16 protein-coding genes are annotated in these 15,477 nt (G+C 70.7%); 4 read left to right on the top strand and 12 right to left on the bottom strand.

Annotated features, from left to right (window positions below; all coding sequences use genetic code 11):
- Window positions 1–31: 31 nt before the first annotated feature.
- The 8 genes from J3P30_RS07850 to J3P30_RS07815 are packed head-to-tail and all read right to left on the bottom strand — an operon-like array spanning window position 32 to window position 8,277.
- The gene (locus J3P30_RS07850; protein WP_210480482.1) at window positions 32–1,063 is read right to left on the bottom strand and encodes a sugar phosphate isomerase/epimerase; all 1,032 of its coding nucleotides are present in this window, start codon (window positions 1,061–1,063) and stop codon (window positions 32–34) included.
- The gene (locus tag J3P30_RS07845; RefSeq protein WP_210481919.1) at window positions 1,060–2,235 is read right to left on the bottom strand and encodes a Gfo/Idh/MocA family protein; all 1,176 of its coding nucleotides are present in this window, start codon (window positions 2,233–2,235) and stop codon (window positions 1,060–1,062) included. The genes J3P30_RS07850 and J3P30_RS07845 overlap by 4 nt, the downstream gene beginning before the upstream one ends.
- Window positions 2,236–2,255: 20 nt before the next feature.
- A complete protein-coding gene (locus J3P30_RS07840) occupies window positions 2,256–3,083 on the bottom strand; it encodes a carbohydrate ABC transporter permease (RefSeq protein ID WP_210480480.1) in 828 nt (275 codons plus the stop codon).
- The gene (locus J3P30_RS07835) at window positions 3,080–4,081 is read right to left on the bottom strand and encodes a carbohydrate ABC transporter permease (protein ID WP_246852734.1); all 1,002 of its coding nucleotides are present in this window, start codon (window positions 4,079–4,081) and stop codon (window positions 3,080–3,082) included. Before J3P30_RS07835 ends, J3P30_RS07840 begins: the two co-directional genes overlap by 4 nt.
- A 10-nt stretch (window positions 4,082–4,091) precedes the next feature.
- The gene (locus J3P30_RS07830; protein WP_210480475.1) at window positions 4,092–5,354 is read right to left on the bottom strand and encodes an extracellular solute-binding protein; all 1,263 of its coding nucleotides are present in this window, start codon (window positions 5,352–5,354) and stop codon (window positions 4,092–4,094) included.
- 27 nt (window positions 5,355–5,381) lie between these two features.
- Window positions 5,382–6,305: a DUF6807 family protein gene (locus tag J3P30_RS07825; RefSeq protein ID WP_210480473.1), complete on the bottom strand. Its 924-nt coding sequence runs from the start codon at window positions 6,303–6,305 to the stop codon at window positions 5,382–5,384.
- Complete coding sequence (locus J3P30_RS07820; protein ID WP_210480471.1) at window positions 6,302–7,429, bottom strand: Gfo/Idh/MocA family protein; 1,128 nt, start codon at window positions 7,427–7,429, stop codon at window positions 6,302–6,304. Before J3P30_RS07820 ends, J3P30_RS07825 begins: the two co-directional genes overlap by 4 nt.
- Complete coding sequence (locus tag J3P30_RS07815; protein WP_210480469.1) at window positions 7,426–8,277, bottom strand: sugar phosphate isomerase/epimerase; 852 nt, start codon at window positions 8,275–8,277, stop codon at window positions 7,426–7,428. The genes J3P30_RS07820 and J3P30_RS07815 overlap by 4 nt, the downstream gene beginning before the upstream one ends.
- A 187-nt stretch (window positions 8,278–8,464) precedes the next feature.
- Between J3P30_RS07815 and J3P30_RS07810 the strand changes: the two genes are divergently transcribed.
- Both J3P30_RS07810 and J3P30_RS07805 read left to right on the top strand, forming a co-directional pair.
- Window positions 8,465–9,511: an AraC family transcriptional regulator gene (locus tag J3P30_RS07810; RefSeq protein ID WP_210480467.1), complete on the top strand. Its 1,047-nt coding sequence runs from the start codon at window positions 8,465–8,467 to the stop codon at window positions 9,509–9,511.
- Window positions 9,508–10,641, top strand: coding sequence for a serine hydrolase domain-containing protein (locus J3P30_RS07805; protein WP_210480465.1), 1,134 nt, complete (start codon window positions 9,508–9,510; stop codon window positions 10,639–10,641). The genes J3P30_RS07810 and J3P30_RS07805 overlap by 4 nt, the downstream gene beginning before the upstream one ends.
- 135 nt (window positions 10,642–10,776) lie before the next feature.
- Here J3P30_RS07805 and J3P30_RS07800 read toward each other — a convergent pair whose 3' ends face one another.
- Window positions 10,777–11,676, bottom strand: a complete 900-nt coding sequence (locus tag J3P30_RS07800; RefSeq protein WP_210480463.1) for an NAD(P)-dependent oxidoreductase — start codon at window positions 11,674–11,676, stop codon at window positions 10,777–10,779.
- A 262-nt stretch (window positions 11,677–11,938) separates the two neighbouring features.
- Between J3P30_RS07800 and J3P30_RS07795 the strand changes: the two genes are divergently transcribed.
- Window positions 11,939–12,349 carry a hypothetical protein gene (locus J3P30_RS07795; protein ID WP_210480461.1) on the top strand — a complete coding sequence of 137 codons (411 nt, stop codon included), beginning with the start codon at window positions 11,939–11,941 and terminating at the stop codon, window positions 12,347–12,349.
- Window positions 12,350–12,430: 81 nt separating this feature from the next.
- Complete coding sequence (locus J3P30_RS07790) at window positions 12,431–13,114, top strand: DUF6766 family protein (protein ID WP_210480459.1); 684 nt, start codon at window positions 12,431–12,433, stop codon at window positions 13,112–13,114.
- A 21-nt stretch (window positions 13,115–13,135) separates the two neighbouring features.
- Here J3P30_RS07790 and J3P30_RS07785 read toward each other — a convergent pair whose 3' ends face one another.
- The 3 genes from J3P30_RS07785 to J3P30_RS07775 form a co-directional block, all read right to left on the bottom strand.
- The gene (locus J3P30_RS07785) at window positions 13,136–13,897 is read right to left on the bottom strand and encodes an SDR family NAD(P)-dependent oxidoreductase (protein ID WP_210480457.1); all 762 of its coding nucleotides are present in this window, start codon (window positions 13,895–13,897) and stop codon (window positions 13,136–13,138) included.
- Window positions 13,894–14,304 carry an arsenate reductase ArsC gene (locus J3P30_RS07780; RefSeq protein WP_210480455.1) on the bottom strand — a complete coding sequence of 137 codons (411 nt, stop codon included), beginning with the start codon at window positions 14,302–14,304 and terminating at the stop codon, window positions 13,894–13,896. The genes J3P30_RS07785 and J3P30_RS07780 overlap by 4 nt, the downstream gene beginning before the upstream one ends.
- Before the next feature lie 252 nt (window positions 14,305–14,556).
- The gene (locus J3P30_RS07775; RefSeq protein ID WP_210480453.1) at window positions 14,557–15,429 is read right to left on the bottom strand and encodes a hydrolase; all 873 of its coding nucleotides are present in this window, start codon (window positions 15,427–15,429) and stop codon (window positions 14,557–14,559) included.
- Window positions 15,430–15,477 lie beyond the last annotated feature (48 nt).

Below are 15,477 nucleotides of genomic sequence, written 5' to 3'. Positions count from 1 at the left end.
CCGCTGCCGCGTCACCCCCTTCTGGAGGCACTCAGGCTTGCGCCTGGACCTCCTCCCCCCGAGACGAGGAGAAGGCTGCATCGAAGGCGGCCGCGGGCGGCTGGATCTGCGCCAGCCTCCGGATGAACTCGAGCGCCTCCGGTGCGCCGATCATGCGGTCCATGCCGGCGTCCTCCCACTCGACGCTCGTCGGACCGGAGTACCCGATCGCGTTCAGGTTGCGGAAGATCGGCTCCCACGGCACGTGGCCGTGGCCCGTCGACACGAAGTCCCAGCCGCGGCGCGGGTCCGCCCAGGGCAGGTGCGAGCCGAGCCGACCGTTCCGGCCGTTGAGCTGGCGGATCGACTCCTTGCAGTGGACGTGGTAGATCCGGTCCGCGAAGTCCTGCAGGAAGACCAGCGGGTCGAGGTCCTGCCACATGAAGTGGCTCGGGTCGAAGTTGAACCCGAACGCGGCCCGCCCGTCGAGCGCGTCGAGGGCGGCCTTCGCGGTCCAGTAGTCGTACGCGATCTCCGACGGGTGCACCTCGAGCGCGAAGCGGACGCCGACCTCGTCGAACACGTCGAGGATCGGGTTCCACCGGTCGGCGAAGTCCTGGTAGCCCCGCGCGATGAACTCCGCGCTCGCCGGCGGGAACATCGCGACGGCCTTCCAGATGCTCGACCCCGTGAAGCCGGCCACGGTGGAGACACCCAGCGCCTTGGCCGCACGCGCCGTCGCCTTCATCTCCTCGGCCGCGCGCTGCCGGACGCCCTCGGGGTCCCCGTCACCCCACACGCGGGGGCGCAGGATGTCCTTGTGCCGCTCGTCGATCGGGTCGTCGCACACGGCCTGGCCGGTCAGGTGGTTGGAGATCGTCCAGACGCGCAGGCCGTTGCGCTCGAGGATCTCCTTGCGGTCGGCCACGTAGTCGGGGTCCTCGGCGGCCCGGACGACGTCCAGGTGGTCGCCCCAGCATGCGATCTCGAGGCCGTCGTAGCCCCACTCCCCCGCGAGCCGCGCCACCTCCTCGAACGGCAGGTCGGCCCACTGGCCGGTGAACAGGGTGATGGGACGGGTCATCGTGCATCTCCTTCGATCGTGGTGAGGACGGGTGCGCCAACGGACGTCCAACGGGACTCATCCTCCGCCGATCGGATGACGGCGTCGAGGATGCGCTGGATGTGCAGGCCGTGCTCGAACGACGGCTCCGGGTCGCGCCCGTCGGCGACGGCCGCGAGGAAGTCCGCGAACTCGTGCACGAAGGCGTGCTCGTAGCCGAGGCCGTGCCCGGGGGGCCACCAGGCGCCGGCGTACGGGTGGTCGGGCTCGGTCACGAGGATGCGCCGGAAGCCCGCGTCCGCAGCGGGGATCCGGCCGTCGTAGTAGAGCAGCTCGTTCATCGACTCGAAGTCGAAGGCGATGCTGCCGAGCGAGCCGTTCACCTCGATCCGCATGGCGTTCTTGCGCCCGGTCGCGAACCGGGTGGCCTCAACCGTGCCCATGGCACCGCCGTTCAGGCGGGCGTGCACCGCGGCCGCGTCGTCGACGGTCACCTCCCCGTACTCCTCCGCGGCCGTGGCGGAGAGCCCCTCGGATGCGCCGGCGAGCGGGCGGCGCTCCACGAAGGTCCTGACGGTGCCGGAGACCTCGGCGATCGATTGACCCGAGAGGTGCTCGGCGAGGTCGAGCACGTGGGCGCCGATGTCGCCGAGCGCTCCGGATCCTGACCGCTCCTTCTGCAGCCGCCAGACGAGGGGGAAATCGGGATCCGCGATCCAGTCCTGGAGGTAGTCGGCGCGGACGTGGCGGATCTCGCCGAGCCGGCCCTCCTCGAGGTACTGCCGGGCGAGCGCGACGGCGGGGACGCGACGGTAGTTGAACGCGACCATGGAGCGGACACCCCGCTCCCGGGCCGCCACCGCCGCCGCCGTCATCGCTTCGGCCTCCTCGACGGTGTTGGCGAGCGGCTTCTCGCAGATCACGTGCTTGCCCGCCTCGAGGGCCGCGATCGCGATCTCCGCGTGGCTGTCGCCCGGGGTGGCGATGTCCACGACGTCGATGTCGTCGCGGGCGACGATCTCGCGCCAGTCCGTCGACGCCTCCCGCCAGCCCAGCCGGTCCGCCGCGGCGCGCGTCGACTCGGGGTTGCGGGCGCCGAGGACCGCCAGAACCGGCCTCGGGCCCGGGAAGAACCGGGCGACCGAGGACCAGGCCTGCGAGTGGACGGCGCCCATGAAACCCGCGCCGATCATGGCGACGTTGTACGAATCGGTCACTTGACCGCTCCTCCCGTGACTCCGGATGCGATGTACTTCTGCGCGACCACGAGCAGCACCGCGGCCGGGATGCTCGCGAGTGTCGCCGTCGCCATGAGCGCCGCCCAGCTCTGGGTGTGCGCGCCGACGAAGACGTACATGCTGAGCGTGATCGGGACGACGCTCGACCCGTTCGTGAGCGTGAGGGCGAACAGGAAGTCGCTCCACGCGAACAGGAACGAGAACACCGCGGCCGTCACGAGCGCGTTGCGGCTGAGCGGCAGCACGACCGAGAGGAAGAGGCGGATCTCGCTCGCCCCGTCGATCCTGGCCGCCTCGAGCAGCGAGTGCGGGATGTTCTGCATGAACGCGCGGATGAGCAGGATGCAGAACGGGATGCCGTGAGAGGCGTCCGCGAGGATCAGCCCGGGCACCGTGTTGAGGAGGCCCAGGGTGTTGTAGAGCGGGTAGAGGCCGTTCGCGATGACGATGCCGGGGATCATCTGCGTGATCAGCAGCAGGATGACGAAGACCGCGATGCTCCGCGTGCTGATGTTGGTGCGCGACAGCCCGTATGCGGCGGGAGCAGCGATCGCGAGGCACACGATCACCGACCCGATCGAGATGAGCAGGCTGGTCCCCAGGTTGCCGAGCTGCGTCTCGATGGCCCGCTGGTAGCCCTGGAAGCTGAGCTCGAACGGGAACCACTCCGTCTCGAGGAGGTTCTCACTCCCCTGCAGCGACGTGTTGAGCATCCAGTAGACGGGGAACAGCAGAAGGGCGACGATCACGATGCCGATCGCCGTGCGCGAGTAGCTCTCGAGTGCGCGTGGCATGTTCCTCATCCCGCCAGGTCGCTCGCCCGCTTGTTCGCGCGCAGCTGGAAGGCCGCGACGATCAGCGAGACGACGATCAGAATGTTGCTGAGCGCGGCCCCGCGGCCGAACTCGAAGTTGACGAACGACAGGTGGTACGCCCGGGACGCGTACGTCTCCGTGGCGTTGGCCGGCCCGCCGCCCGTGAGGGCCAGGATGATGTCGAGCACGCGGATCGTGTAGATGAACCCGAGCATGAGCACGACGACCACGACGGGACGCAGCAGCGGCCACGTGATGCTGAAGAACGAGCGCCAGCCGGTCGCGCCGTCGAGCGCGGCCGCCTCGTAGTAGTCCTTCGGGATCTCCTGCAGGCCGCCGTAGAGGATCACCATCACGAACGGGATGCCGACCCAGATGTTCACGATGATGATCGAGTACAGCGCGATGTTCGGATCGGTCAGCCAGGAGACGCCGGAGAGGCCGAGCCCCTCGAGCACGACGTTGAGGATGCCGGTCTCGCCCTCCATCATCCGCCGCCAGACGGCCGAGGAGATGATGAGCGGCAGCAGCCACGGCAGCAGCAGCATCGAGCGGAGCACGCCGTTCAGCGGGAAGTACTTGTTGAAGAACAGCGCGAGCCCGAGCCCGATGAGGAAGGTCACGGTCAGGGAGACGATCGTGAAGATCGCGGTGTTGGCGGTGAGCTTCCCGAACAGTCCGGAGGCGATGACCGCTGTGTAGTTGTCGAAGCCGACCCACGGGGCCTCGCCGGTGAAGAAGGTCGCCGTCGTGAAGTCCTGGAAGCTCATCGTCAGGTTGCTGACGACGGGATACCCGAAGTAGACGACGAGATAGATCGCCGCGGGCAGGATGAACGCCCAGGTCACGAGCGCGGAACGGGTTCTCGGCCGCAGCGTGCGCCGCCGGGCGCCGCTGTCGGCGGGCGGACGCGGGGCGTCCCCCGCCGCGCCTCCGGCGCGGCGGGGAACGCTCGTGCGGTCACCCATGAGTGACGAGTTGGTCATGGCCGGAGGATCACTCCGCGCTCACGATCGCCTGCGCCGATTCCATCGCGGTCTGCGGGTCGGCCTGGCCGGTGATCACGGACTGGATCGCGACGGAGATCTGCTCGTTGACGATCGGCCACTTGGTGCCCGAGTCGCCGGTGAGCGGGTAGGCCGTCGCGACGGTCTCGACGATCGACGCCATCTCGGGCATCTCCTCGATCAGCTGCTGCGCGACCTCCTCGTTGCTCGGGACCGTGTTGTTCTGCAGCGCGGTCTCGAGCTGAGTCTCGGGAGCGTTGAGGCACTCCACGATGTGGGCCGCGCGGCGCTCGCGCTCGTCGTCGGTGACCGGGACGGTCCACAGCTCGCCGCCGAGCGGGGCCACGACGTCGTCACCGGCGTTGGGCACGGGGATCGGCACGCTCGCCCACTCGAGACCCTCGGTCTCGTTGAGGCTCGGGATCTGCCACGGACCGTTGATCATCATCGCCGCGCGTCCGGCCGCGAACTGGTCCTTGGCGTCCGCCTGGGTGTAGTTCACGACGTCCTTGGTGACGTATCCCTTGAGCGCAAGGCCGGTGTAGAACTCCAGCGCCTCCACGGCCTCCGGTGCGTCGAGCTCGAGCTGCGAGCCGCCGTTCGACCAGAGGAACGGGATGAACGTCCAGGTGCCCTCGGTGCCGGCCTGGCCGGCGTAGACGAAGCCGTACCGGTCCGGCGTGGTGAGCGCCGCCGCAGCGGCCTCGAGCTCGGCCCACGTGGTCGGCGGCTGCACGCCGGCCTCGGCCAGCATGGCCTCGTTGTAGAAGAGCACGAGGCTGTTCACGTTCGGCGCCAGGCCGTAGAGCTCGTCCTCGAAGGTGCCGACGTTGAGCACCGACTCGTAGTACGCGCTCGTGTCGATGTCCAGCTCGGTCAGCGGCCGGAGCGCCCCGGTCTCCGCGAACTGCGGCAGGTCGGGGTTGTTGACCATGAGGATGTCCGGCATGTCCCGGCTCTGGATCGCCTGCAGGACCTGCTGGTTGTACTGGTTCGACGGCACGCTCCGGTGCTCGACCGTGGCGTTGACCTCGGCGGCGCACTCGTTGAGGCGGTTGCCCATGTTCGTGTGGCTGGGCTCGTCCGTGTAGTAGTCGAACGCGCTGAGGGTGAGCTCCTCGTCCTCCGACGCCCCTCCGGCGTCCCCTCCGGCGCCTCCTCCTCCGCCGCCGCTGGCGCAGGCGGCCAGGAGCGCGATCGGGAGTACCGCGACGGCGAGCGCCGACAGCTTCTTCCTTCGGTGAGTCGACATTGACATACCTTTCTCGGTGCGGGTTTCTCAGCTGGTGCTGGGTTCCTCCCCGCCGTAGTGGCGGGAAAGCCTGTCGAGGGCTGCGTGATCGACGGCCGAGCCGAGGACCACCGCCCGGTGCCGCAGGCGGAGGGTCTCCCCCTCCGCGAGCCGCTTGGTCGAGTGCATGAGGGGCGCGGTGGCGAGGAAGCCGAACTCGTCCGCCGCGGAGAAGACGTACAGCGGCAGCGGCGCGTTCGCCGGGTGCGCGAGCAGCGCCACCCCGCCGAAGGCCGGCTCGTTCGGCTCGTCGGTCCCCGCCCCGTCCACGTTCCCCAGGAGCGCGCCCCACGTGCCGGGGTGCGAGTGCACGGCCTCGCGCCCCGTCCGGTCCCCGGAGGCGAGGATCGTCTCGCCCGCCGCCATCGACCGCGCCGCGCGGTAGTTGAGCCCGGCGTAGCCGCCCCACCAGTGCTCGGGGTAGGAGGTGACGCTGAGCTCCACGGGCGTCGCGGCCGTCCACGTGGAGTCCCAGTCGAGGGCCCAGGCCTCCACACCGTCGAGGTCGGCGTGCAGCCGGACCGACCGCCGCTCGCGGAGCACGGGCTCGGACGACCCGTCCGGGCGCCACTCGAGCTCCTCCCGGATGTCGACCGCGCCGTCCTCGGCCGCCACCGTGTGGCCCGTGACGTACGAGCGTCCCATCGCTCCGCTGCCGTTGCCGTAGCCCGGGTGGTCCTCCCAGTAGAGGACGCCGTTGAGGAACTTCCACGACCACCACAGGCCGTGGTGCCACCGGTGATCCCACGGCGCGGTGTTCGTGAGGATCCCGTCGTGCTGGAGCGGGCGCACCGCCGAGAAGTAGGGGTGGTTCTTCGCCGCCGACCAGGAGTAGTCGGCGAGGCGCCGGCCCTCCTCCGTCACTACTGCGGCGGTCTCGGGACCGGTCTCCTGCCAGGAGAGACGGGTCACGCAGTCACCTCGAGCACCTCCGGGGCCACCCACTCGCCGAAGCCGTGGGACCACCCCGTCCCGTACCCGGGGTTCCAGCGGTCCCCCATGATCTCCGCGAGCGGAACGACCCGGTTCTCCGCACTGGAGCGGTAGGCCGCCTCGATGAGCGCCATGACGTGCAGGTTGTCCTGAGCGGAGCACAGCGGCTCCCGACCGGCGGCCAGGGCCTGCCGGAAGTGGGCCATCGTGAGACCGAACGCGTCGGGGAACCAGCGGCGCTCGCGGTCCCAGTCGACGCGGGTGACCTCGAACTCCGCTCCGCTGCGCCGAGACACCGCGAGCCCGCCCTCGGGGCGCCAGTCGACGATCCCCTCCGGCCCCTGGATCCACAGCTTCTCGTTGCCGTGCGGGACGGGATCTGTGCCGTAGTACGTGCCCGTCGACGTGATCGCGACCGACATCCCGCTCGGGTAGCGCAGGAGCAGGTGCCCGTAGCCGTCGATGGTCACGCCCGGCTGCGTCTCGTCCCGCCCGGTGACGGCGTACACCGTCTCAGGGGGACCGAACAGGAGCTGCAGCAGACCGAAGTGGTGCACCGTCAGCGCGCCCGTCCACCAGCGGTCGTCCTTGCCGAACCAGGGGTGGTCGGGCAGATCGAACACGTACTGCACCGTGACCTGCGCGAAGTCGGGACGCCCCACGACCCGGTCCTTCATGAGGGCGTCGACGAGTCGCAGCGAGCCGGGCGTGAAGCACATGTTCTGGTTGACCATCGCGGTCACGCCGTTGCGCTCGATCGCCTGCACCATCTCGAGCGCGTCCTCGTAGCTGTAGGCGAGGGGCTTCTGGATGAGCATCGGCACGCCGGCGTCGGCGATCTGCTGCACGACGGGGAGGCGGGTCGGCCTGTGGTGCGGGGTCGCGATGTCGACGAGTCCCACGCGGGGGTCGGCCAGCAGGCTCTCGAGGGTCTCGTGGACGGTCGCGTCCGGCTCCTCCTCGGCGAAGCGAGCGCGCGCGGCCGGGTTCGGGTCGTAGCCCGCGACGACCGGCTGGCCGTACAGCCGGTACCCCTGACGGTGGGCGCCGGTGATCGAGCCGAGGCCGACCTGACCGATGCCGAGCTCCGAGTCCGGCGTCATCGCACCGCGCCCAGGGTCTGCAGGTACTCCGCCGATCCGAGCACGGCGTCGTCTCCGCCGACCTCGAGGGTCGAGTAGCCGTCGAACCCGGCCTTCTCGAGAGCGCGGAAGGAGCCCTCGATGTCGATGACGCCGGTGCCGAGCGGGATGGTCGACATGCCGCAGCCGTAGATGGTGCCGCGCTTCTCCTCCCACTCCGCGCCGAGGTCCTTCCAGTGGACGTGCTGGATCTTCTCGCCGAAGGTGCGCACGTACTCGACCGGGTCGGTGCCCGCGAGCCAGCTGTTGCCGGTGTCGAAGTTGAGCGCGAGGGCCGGGGAGTCGATCCGCTCGAGGAGGGCGGACGTGCCGTCGATCGTGCCCGTGATCGGGCCGTGCGGCTCGAGCAGGATGGTCACGCCGTAGTCCTGCGCGACCTGGAGCGGCTCGTACAGCTTCTCGGCGATCGTGAAGATCGCCTCCTCACGGCTCAGCCCGTGCCCGAAGGGCGTGACCGGCTCGCCTTCGGTGGTGATGACGTGCTTGACGCCGATGGCGCCGGCGGAGCGGACGGCCTTGATGATCTCGACGGTGCCGTATCGCCACGGCGCAGCGGGGTCGAGCAGGTCGGAGTGGGCGCAGTAGGAGGTGATCTGGAGTCCGCGGGACTCGAAGAGGCGCTTGACCTCGAAGGGGTTGGCGTCGAGGCTCGCGACGGCGCTGAACCCGAAGTGGTTGCCGAGAACGGCGCCGTCACCCGTGTCGGTGACGTCGGCGTACTGGAATCCCCAGTCGCGGATCCGGTCGAGCTGGTGGTCCAGTGTCGAGAACGGGTCCACGAGGGCGAAGCAACCGATTTTGATAGCCACGGAGAATCTCCTCTTCATCGAGGCGGGGCCGAGCGCCCGCTTGTTCTGCTTTCCGAAGCTAGACGACGCCATATGTCCTGTCGTTCAACATTCGTCACTGACGAATATTGCACACGTCCGCCATTGCCGCTGCCGGACCCCGAACCTAGGGTTCTGAGGGACGGGAACGACTCGATGTGGAGGTCCAGTGCCCGACGACAAGCTCGCCTTCGACGCCGCATCCGCGCGTCCTGCGCCGCACCCGGCGGAGTTCGTGTCGCCGTTCGGGACCTTCGTCGCCGACACGTGCGCGCCGCTGCGGGAGGCGGGACAGGCGGGCGAGATCGACCTGTGGGCCTACGGGCGGGGCACCTATCCCGGGGCGCCCATGCCGGCCGACGTGCTTCCGCAGCTGAAGAGCGTGGGCACCTGGGAGATCACGAGCGACCAGGAGTGGGGCCTCGACTGGCACCGCAACGAGGGCATCGAGTTCACCTGCGTGTCCGCCGGGTCGGTGCCGTTCTCCTGCGAGCGGGAGGACTTTGACCTCTCGGCGGGACACATCACCGTCACCCGCCCCTGGCAGCTGCACCGGGTCGGGCGCCCGAACATCTCGTCGTCGACGCTGACCTGGTTCATCCTCGACGTCGACGTGCGGCGTCCCAACCAGGAATGGATCTGGCCGGCCTGGCTGCCGATGCCGGCGCCGGACCTCGCCCGGCTCACGGAGCTGCTGAGTCTCAACGAGCGGCCGGTGTGGCGGGCGAGCAAGACCCTCCTCGCCGCGGTCGACACCCTCGAGCGGACGCTGCGCGGGCAGGTGAGCCAGCCGATGGCGCGCATCGCGACGAGCGTCGCGGAGATCTTCATCGAGCTGCGGGACCTGCTGGAGCAGCATGAGCCCGTGCTCGATCCGTACCTCTCCTCGACGGAGCGCACCGTCCACCTGTTCCTCGAGCGGCTGCGGGAGCGCACGCAGGAGCAGTGGTCGGTGGACCGCATGGCCGAGGAGTGCGGGCTCGGCCGCACCCGGTTCGTTCACTACTGCAAGAAGATGGTCAACCTCACGCCCCTCGAGTACCTCAGCCTGCTGCGGCTCGAGCAGGCGAAGCACCTGCTGACGACCACCGACCTGCTCGTCTCGGACATCGCCCAGCTCTGCGGCTTCCAGTCGAGCCAGTACTTCTCGACCAGCTTCCGCCGGGCCACCGGGATGCAGCCGGCGCAGCTGCGCCGTGAGCGACTGAGCGCGTGAGCTCCTCGCCCGCGCGGGCCGCCGCGCCGTCCGTCGGCGCGCTCGCCTCCGGCTACGAGGAGCTGCGGACGCTCGCCGAGCGGATCCGGGTCGCGGATCCCGAGCGGGGATTCCACCTCGTCGTCCACGATCGGCGGGGCACGGTGGCGGACCTCGCCTCGAACGACGAGTTCCGCACCCTCCTCCAGCCGGTCGCCTCGGTCTCCAAGGGGATGGCGGGGATCGTCGTCGGCCTGCTCGTGGAGCGGGGGCAGCTCGACCCGGCACTGCCGGTGGCCGAGTACTGGCCCGAGTTCGCCGAGGGCGGCAAGGGCGGCATGACGATCGCCGAGCTGCTCTCGCACCGGGCGGGGCTGCTCGGCTTCTCGCCGTCGCTGTCCTGGGCGGAGGCGATCGGGGAGGCGGGGCCCGCGGATCTGGCCGCGCAGACGCCGGTGTGGGCGCGCGGCGCCGGGCACGGCTACCACGCCTGGACGATCGGGACGCTCGTGGACGAGCTCGTGCGGCGGATCACCGGATCCCGCACCGCGGAGCTCTTCGACGCTGAACTCCGGCGGGAGCGCGGCATCGACTTCTGGCTGCGCATCCCCGACGCGCAGCGCGGACGGCTCCGCCGCATCCGCCCCTCGGGGGCCTCCGGCGACGCCGTCCTCACGAGAAGCCTCAGCGACCTCGCGACGGCCCCGTTCGAGTGGCTGGACGACGAGGAGGTCTGGCTCAACTCGGCGAAGGTGCTGGATGCGGGCGTCTCGTCGGTGTCCGGCGTGGGCACCGCCCGCGGGATCGCGGACGCCTACGCTGCCGCGATCGGCGCAGACGGATCCGACGCGCTGCTCTCGGACCGGACGGTGGCGCGGATCTCGCAGCTGCACTCGGCCGGCGACGACCTCGTGCTGGCGAAGCACACGCGGTTCGCCCTGCTCTTCGAGAAGCCGTGGCCCGGCCTCGACTTCGGCACGGCGAGGGCGTTCGGCCACGACGGCGCAGGCGGCGCGCTCGGCTTCGCGGACCCGGTGACGGGGATCGCCTTCGGGTACGTCACCGACACCGTCCCCTCGCCGGGCGGCGCGGATCCCCGGGCGCTCGCGTTCGCGGAGGCGGTGCGGCGCATCGCCCTGTCGCGGGTCTGAGTCCGCTTCCGGCGCGTCCGTCCCCCCTGCCTGCCACCTGGCGCTCAACAGGCGGAATCGCCGCGGACAGGCTCGCCGCCGGCATGTCGTCCTGTTGGACGAGATTCCGCCTGTTGAGCGCGAGGAGAGCGGGAGTCAGGCGGAGGCGCGCCAGGAGTGCCGTGGCTCGTAGCCGAGGAGGCGGCGGGCCTTGTCGATGGAGAGGAGCGTCTCGGTTCCCTGCACCTCGCGGCGGAATGGGATCTCGGGGAACACCTCCGCGGCGAGCTCGGCCGAGGGACGCGACATCACGGTGTCCGCCGCCGCGATGATGAAGTTCTCCGCGCCCACGAGGTCGCTCTCGACAGCCAGGCGGCACGCGAGACCCCCGTCGCGGGCGTCGATGTAGCCCCAGGCGTTCCAGGAGCGCACGCGGGCGTCCGCGTCGAAGTCCGGGAACGCGGCGTAGTCGGAGGGGTGCATCACGTTGGAGAAGCGGATGCCGAGGAAGCCGGTGTCCGGGCACCAGCGGGCGAAGTGCCGGGCGAGCTCCTCGTCGGCGGCCTTGCCGAGGGAGTACGACGACTGCGGGCGGACCGGATACTCCTCGTCCACCGGGAAGTAGGGCGGAGGGGTGTCGTCGAACGACAGGCCGAGCAGCGTCTCGCTCGAGGCGTAGACGACCCGGCGCACGCCCGCCAGCCGGGCGGCGGAGAACATGTTGTAGGTGATCGCCGTGTTGTTGGCGAACGTGACCGAGTCGGGCAGCATCCCCGGCGCGGGGATCGCGGCGAGGTGGACCAGGGCGTCGACGCCCGGTCCCGAGCCGACGGGGAGGGTCCCATAGTGCTCGTCGACGTGCGTCAGCACCTGGACGGCCTGCCCGTAGTCGCTGAGGTCGGCCTGAAGGAAGCGGACGCCGGCCGGGAGTTCCCGCGGCGGCACCCGGTCCACGTTCGTCACGGCGTATCCGTGCTCCGCGAAGTGCTGGACCACCGCCCGCCCGAGCTTCCCGCTGCCTCCGGTGATCACGACCCGCTTCGCTGCGCGCTCCATGGGCTCACCCTAGCGTCGGACACCTCGGCGGCTTCGACTCGGGCTCGGCGCATGGCCTCCTAGCACTCTCCTCGCCCCCGTTCTCATCCCGCGAAGCGTCAGCAGGCGGATGAGGCGCTCAGCAGCACGAGGAACCGCTTTCCTTCCTGCTGAAGGCCCAAGGCGCCTGTTGAGCGAAGGGGCGAATCACGCTCCTAGCGCGCGCGAGGCGCCCCCGGGAAGGGGGTTGTCCGCGCCCCCTCGACGTACTGTCATGGGAGACATGAAGGTTCCTCTTCTTCGGGGCCTCGCTCCCTGTGCGGCGGCCGGCGTCCTGGCCGCGGCCCTGTCCGGCTGCACGATGGGCCTCGCGTCGCCGGCCGTGGTGGCGGGCGATTTCGACCGCGCCATCAGCAGCGGGGACTTCTCGACGGCCTGCTCGCTGCTCACGCCGGCGGCGGTGCAGGAGGTCGAGACCGGCAGCGGGGAGGACTGCGAGAGCGCGCTCGAGTCCCTCGGCGTGCCCGCCGGCGGCGCAGTGGTCCACGTCGAGGCGTGGGGCCGGGCGGCGATCGCGGAGATGGAGCAGGACACCCTGTTCCTCGCCAGGACCGGGGAGACTTGGGCGGTGCGGGCGGCGGGATGCACCCCTGTTCCAGAGGCGCCCTACGACTGCATCGTGACGGGAGGCTGACGTGAAGGCGACCTTCGTGGTCTACGTCGCCGCGATCGCGGCAGGACTCGTGTACTTCGGCGTGGTGGGGGTGCTGGGACGATGAATGCTCTCCTCGACCGCATCCGCCCCGTCGGGCTCGGCGTCTTCTTCGGCGTGATCTTCCTGCTCTCCGTGATCGGTCAGTCCGTCACCGGGTGGCTGGAGTTCAACGAGCAGCAGACGGCCTCCCACCTCGTTCCGATCGGCTGGCTGGACTACGTGACCTCGGCGAGCTTCGCGACCGACGTGACCGAGAACTGGCAGTCGGAGTACCTCCAGTTCCTGCTCTTCATCACCGCCACCGTCTGGCTCGTGCACCGCGGCTCGACCGAGTCGAAGGAGCTCGATCAGGTCGGCCGGGAGTCCGACGAGGACCAGATGGTGGGCCGGTACGCGCGCGAGGACTCCCCGGCCTGGGCGAAGGCGGGCGGCTGGCGGCACGCGCTCTACTCCCACTCGCTCCTCTGGGTGATGGGCTTGATCTTCTTCGCCTCCTGGGCGGTCCAGTGGGTGGCGGGGCGCGCCGCGTACAACGAGCAGCAGCTGACGGACTACCAGGACCCGCTCTCCCTGGGCGAGTACCTCATGTCGTCCGACTTCTGGAACCGGACGCTGCAGAACTGGCAGTCGGAGTTCCTGGCGGTCGGCAGCATGGTCGTCCTGTCGGTGTACCTCCGCGAGCGCGGTTCCGCGCAGTCGAAGCCGGTCGGCGCACCGCACTCGGCGACCTCCGTCGAAGGCTGAGGACGCGGGTCTCCGGCCGGGTCAGCGCTGGGGCGGCCGCAGCCGGAGGCTCGACACCCCGCCGTCCACGTCGAGGGCCGTGCCCGTCGTCGAGCCCGACAGTGGGCTCGCGAGGTACGCGATGGCATTCGCGACCTCCTCCGGAGTGACGAGCCTGCCGATCGGCTGGCGCGCGTTGAGCGCGGCGAGCTCCGCCTCCGCATCCTCCGCCTGATCGAGGAGACGCCCGATCCACGGGGTGGACACCGTGCCGGGACAGACGCAGTTGACACGGATCCCCTCGCGCACGTGGTCCGCGGCCATGGCGAGCGTGAGCGCGAGCACGGCGCCCTTGGACGCCGAGTACAGGGCGCGCTGGGGAAGGCCGTTCGTGGCGGCGACCGAGCAGGTGTTGACGATCGCCGCCGCACGGGACGCGCGAAGCCAGGGCAGCGCCGCCGCACTGACGCGGGCCATCCCCGTGACGTTGACGTCGAGGACTCGCGCCCACTCCGCGTCGTCGTTGTCGGCGACCGTGCCGATCGCGCCGATCCCCGCGTTGTTGATCACCACGTCGATGCCGCCGAGCGTCGCAGCGACCCTCTCGATCCCCGCCGAGACGGAGCCGCGGTCGGACACGTCCGCGGGCAGCCCGAGGAGGCGCTCGTCGAGGTGGTCGATGGCCCTGTCGAGCACGGCGACGCGCGCGCCGCGGTCGGCGAGCAGGGCCGCCGTCGCGAGCCCGATCCCGGACGCCCCGCCCGTCACCACGGCGACGAGACCGTCGAAGTCCTGGGAGGTCACGCCTGCACCGGCAGGATCTCCGACAGGAGCTGCTCGACACGGCGCCGGATGTCGTCCCGGACCTCGCGCACGATCGGCAGGTCCTTGCCGGCCGGGTCCACGAGCTCCCAGTCCTCGTACCGCTTGCCGGGGAAGAACGGGCAGGCGTCGCCGCAGCCCATGGTGATCACGACATCAGCGTCCTGGACGGCCTCGGTGCTGAGGACCTTGGGCACGTTGCCGGCGATGTCGATCCCCTCCTCCGCCATCGCCTGCACCGCGACGGGGTTGATGCGGTCCTTCGGCTCGGAACCGGCGGACAGCACCTCGACGCGGCCCTGCGACAGCTCGCGCAGGTAGCCGGCGGCCATCTGGGATCGGCCCGCGTTGTGCACGCAGACGAACAGGACGGTGGGCTTGCTGCTCACGGGCGGCTCCTTCTCGGCTCTTTCGGAAGCATAGGGACGGGCCGGGAACGCGGGAAGGCGGCCGGGCGCGGTCAGCAGCGGGCTGCGGAGGCCGCCGCCGTCGAGCCCGCGGTCGCCGCCAGCACGAGCGCGACGTTCTCCGCGCATTGGACGAATCAGTCGAATCTCGCGCAGCGTGTCGTGACCCATGGCCAGGCCGGCCCGCGGGAGGGGGCCTGCCGGCGCCCTAGCCGCGGCTGCCGCGCGGCACCGTCACGCGTCGTCCTGGTCCGGATCGCGGGCGGTCCCGGTGAGCCACGCCCGGTAGAGCTCGGCGCTCCGGGCGACCACCTGAGGGCCGCCCTCCTCCACCACCAGTCCCGGCCACGCGCCGTACAGCCGGTCGTATCGGACGCCGTCCAGGGACGCCAGGAGCGCGTCGAGGTAGCGCTCGGGCAGCGGGAGCAGCATCGGGTAGCTGCGCATGAACGAGACGCGGCGGTTGCCCTGGAGCACCATCATCGTGTCGCCGACCAGCAGCGCTCCGCGCCCCTCCGCGGCGTCCGCGAGGTGGAGCACGGCGCTCCCGGCGAAGTGGCCGCCGCAGCGGATCAGCGTGACGCCCGGAGCGATCTCGGCGCGGTCCTCCCACCAGCGCACGGCTTCACCGGGGCGGAGGACCCAGGCCGCATCGCGGCGCGGCAGCCACATCGGCGCTCCCCGTCCGTCGGCTCCCGGGAAGCGCTCGCTCCACTCGGCGAGGACTCCGCAGAGGTGCGGATGGCTGCGGGCGATGGCGAGGAGGCCGCCGGTCTCCCGCACGAGGGACTCGGCCTCCGCGTCGAGGTACCCGGGCGGATCCCAGAGGACGCCGCCCTCCGGAGTGGTGACGAGGAGCCCGCGATGCCCGATCCCGATCGACGGCGTCACCGTCAGCTGATGGAGCCCGGGCTCGAGCTCGGTCCACCCGGTGCGGTGCCCCTCGGCCGCGAGCTCCTCGAGGCTCGTCCACTCCTGTCCGCCGGCGGGGACGTACTGCCGGTCGTCGACGCAGATCCGGCACTCGGGCGGCGGCTCCGGCGTCGGCGGATACTGGTTGGCGCACGTGCGGCAGATCCAGGCGCTGGATGGGGCCTCGCTGCTCACCGTTCGCCCTCCGATCCGACGCCGTCCCGCCCCACCTTCCACCCCGGC

Origin of the sequence: Naasia sp. SYSU D00948, from assembly GCF_017916515.1 — a bacterium.
GTDB lineage: Bacteria > Actinomycetota > Actinomycetes > Actinomycetales > Microbacteriaceae > Naasia.
The sequence above is the reverse complement of the archived record's forward strand: the minus strand, read 5'-3'. Positions and strand labels throughout refer to the sequence as shown.

Excerpts from the sequence above, each read along its gene's own strand:
- J3P30_RS07850 (WP_210480482.1), bottom strand. The coding sequence starts at position 1,063 with ATGACCCGTCCCATCACCCTGTTCACCGGCCAGTGGGCCGACCTGCCG.
- J3P30_RS07845 (WP_210481919.1), bottom strand. The coding sequence starts at position 2,235 with ATGATCGGCGCGGGTTTCATGGGCGCCGTCCACTCGCAGGCCTGGTCC.
- J3P30_RS07840 (WP_210480480.1), bottom strand. The coding sequence starts at position 3,083 with ATGAGGAACATGCCACGCGCACTCGAGAGCTACTCGCGCACGGCGATC.
- J3P30_RS07835 (WP_246852734.1), bottom strand. The coding sequence starts at position 4,081 with ATGACCAACTCGTCACTCATGGGTGACCGCACGAGCGTTCCCCGCCGC.
- J3P30_RS07830 (WP_210480475.1), bottom strand. The coding sequence starts at position 5,354 with ATGTCGACTCACCGAAGGAAGAAGCTGTCGGCGCTCGCCGTCGCGGTA.
- J3P30_RS07820 (WP_210480471.1), bottom strand. The coding sequence starts at position 7,429 with ATGACGCCGGACTCGGAGCTCGGCATCGGTCAGGTCGGCCTCGGCTCG.
- J3P30_RS07800 (WP_210480463.1), bottom strand. The coding sequence starts at position 11,676 with ATGGAGCGCGCAGCGAAGCGGGTCGTGATCACCGGAGGCAGCGGGAAG.
- J3P30_RS07795 (WP_210480461.1), top strand. The coding sequence starts at position 11,939 with ATGAAGGTTCCTCTTCTTCGGGGCCTCGCTCCCTGTGCGGCGGCCGGC.
- J3P30_RS07790 (WP_210480459.1), top strand. The coding sequence starts at position 12,431 with ATGAATGCTCTCCTCGACCGCATCCGCCCCGTCGGGCTCGGCGTCTTC.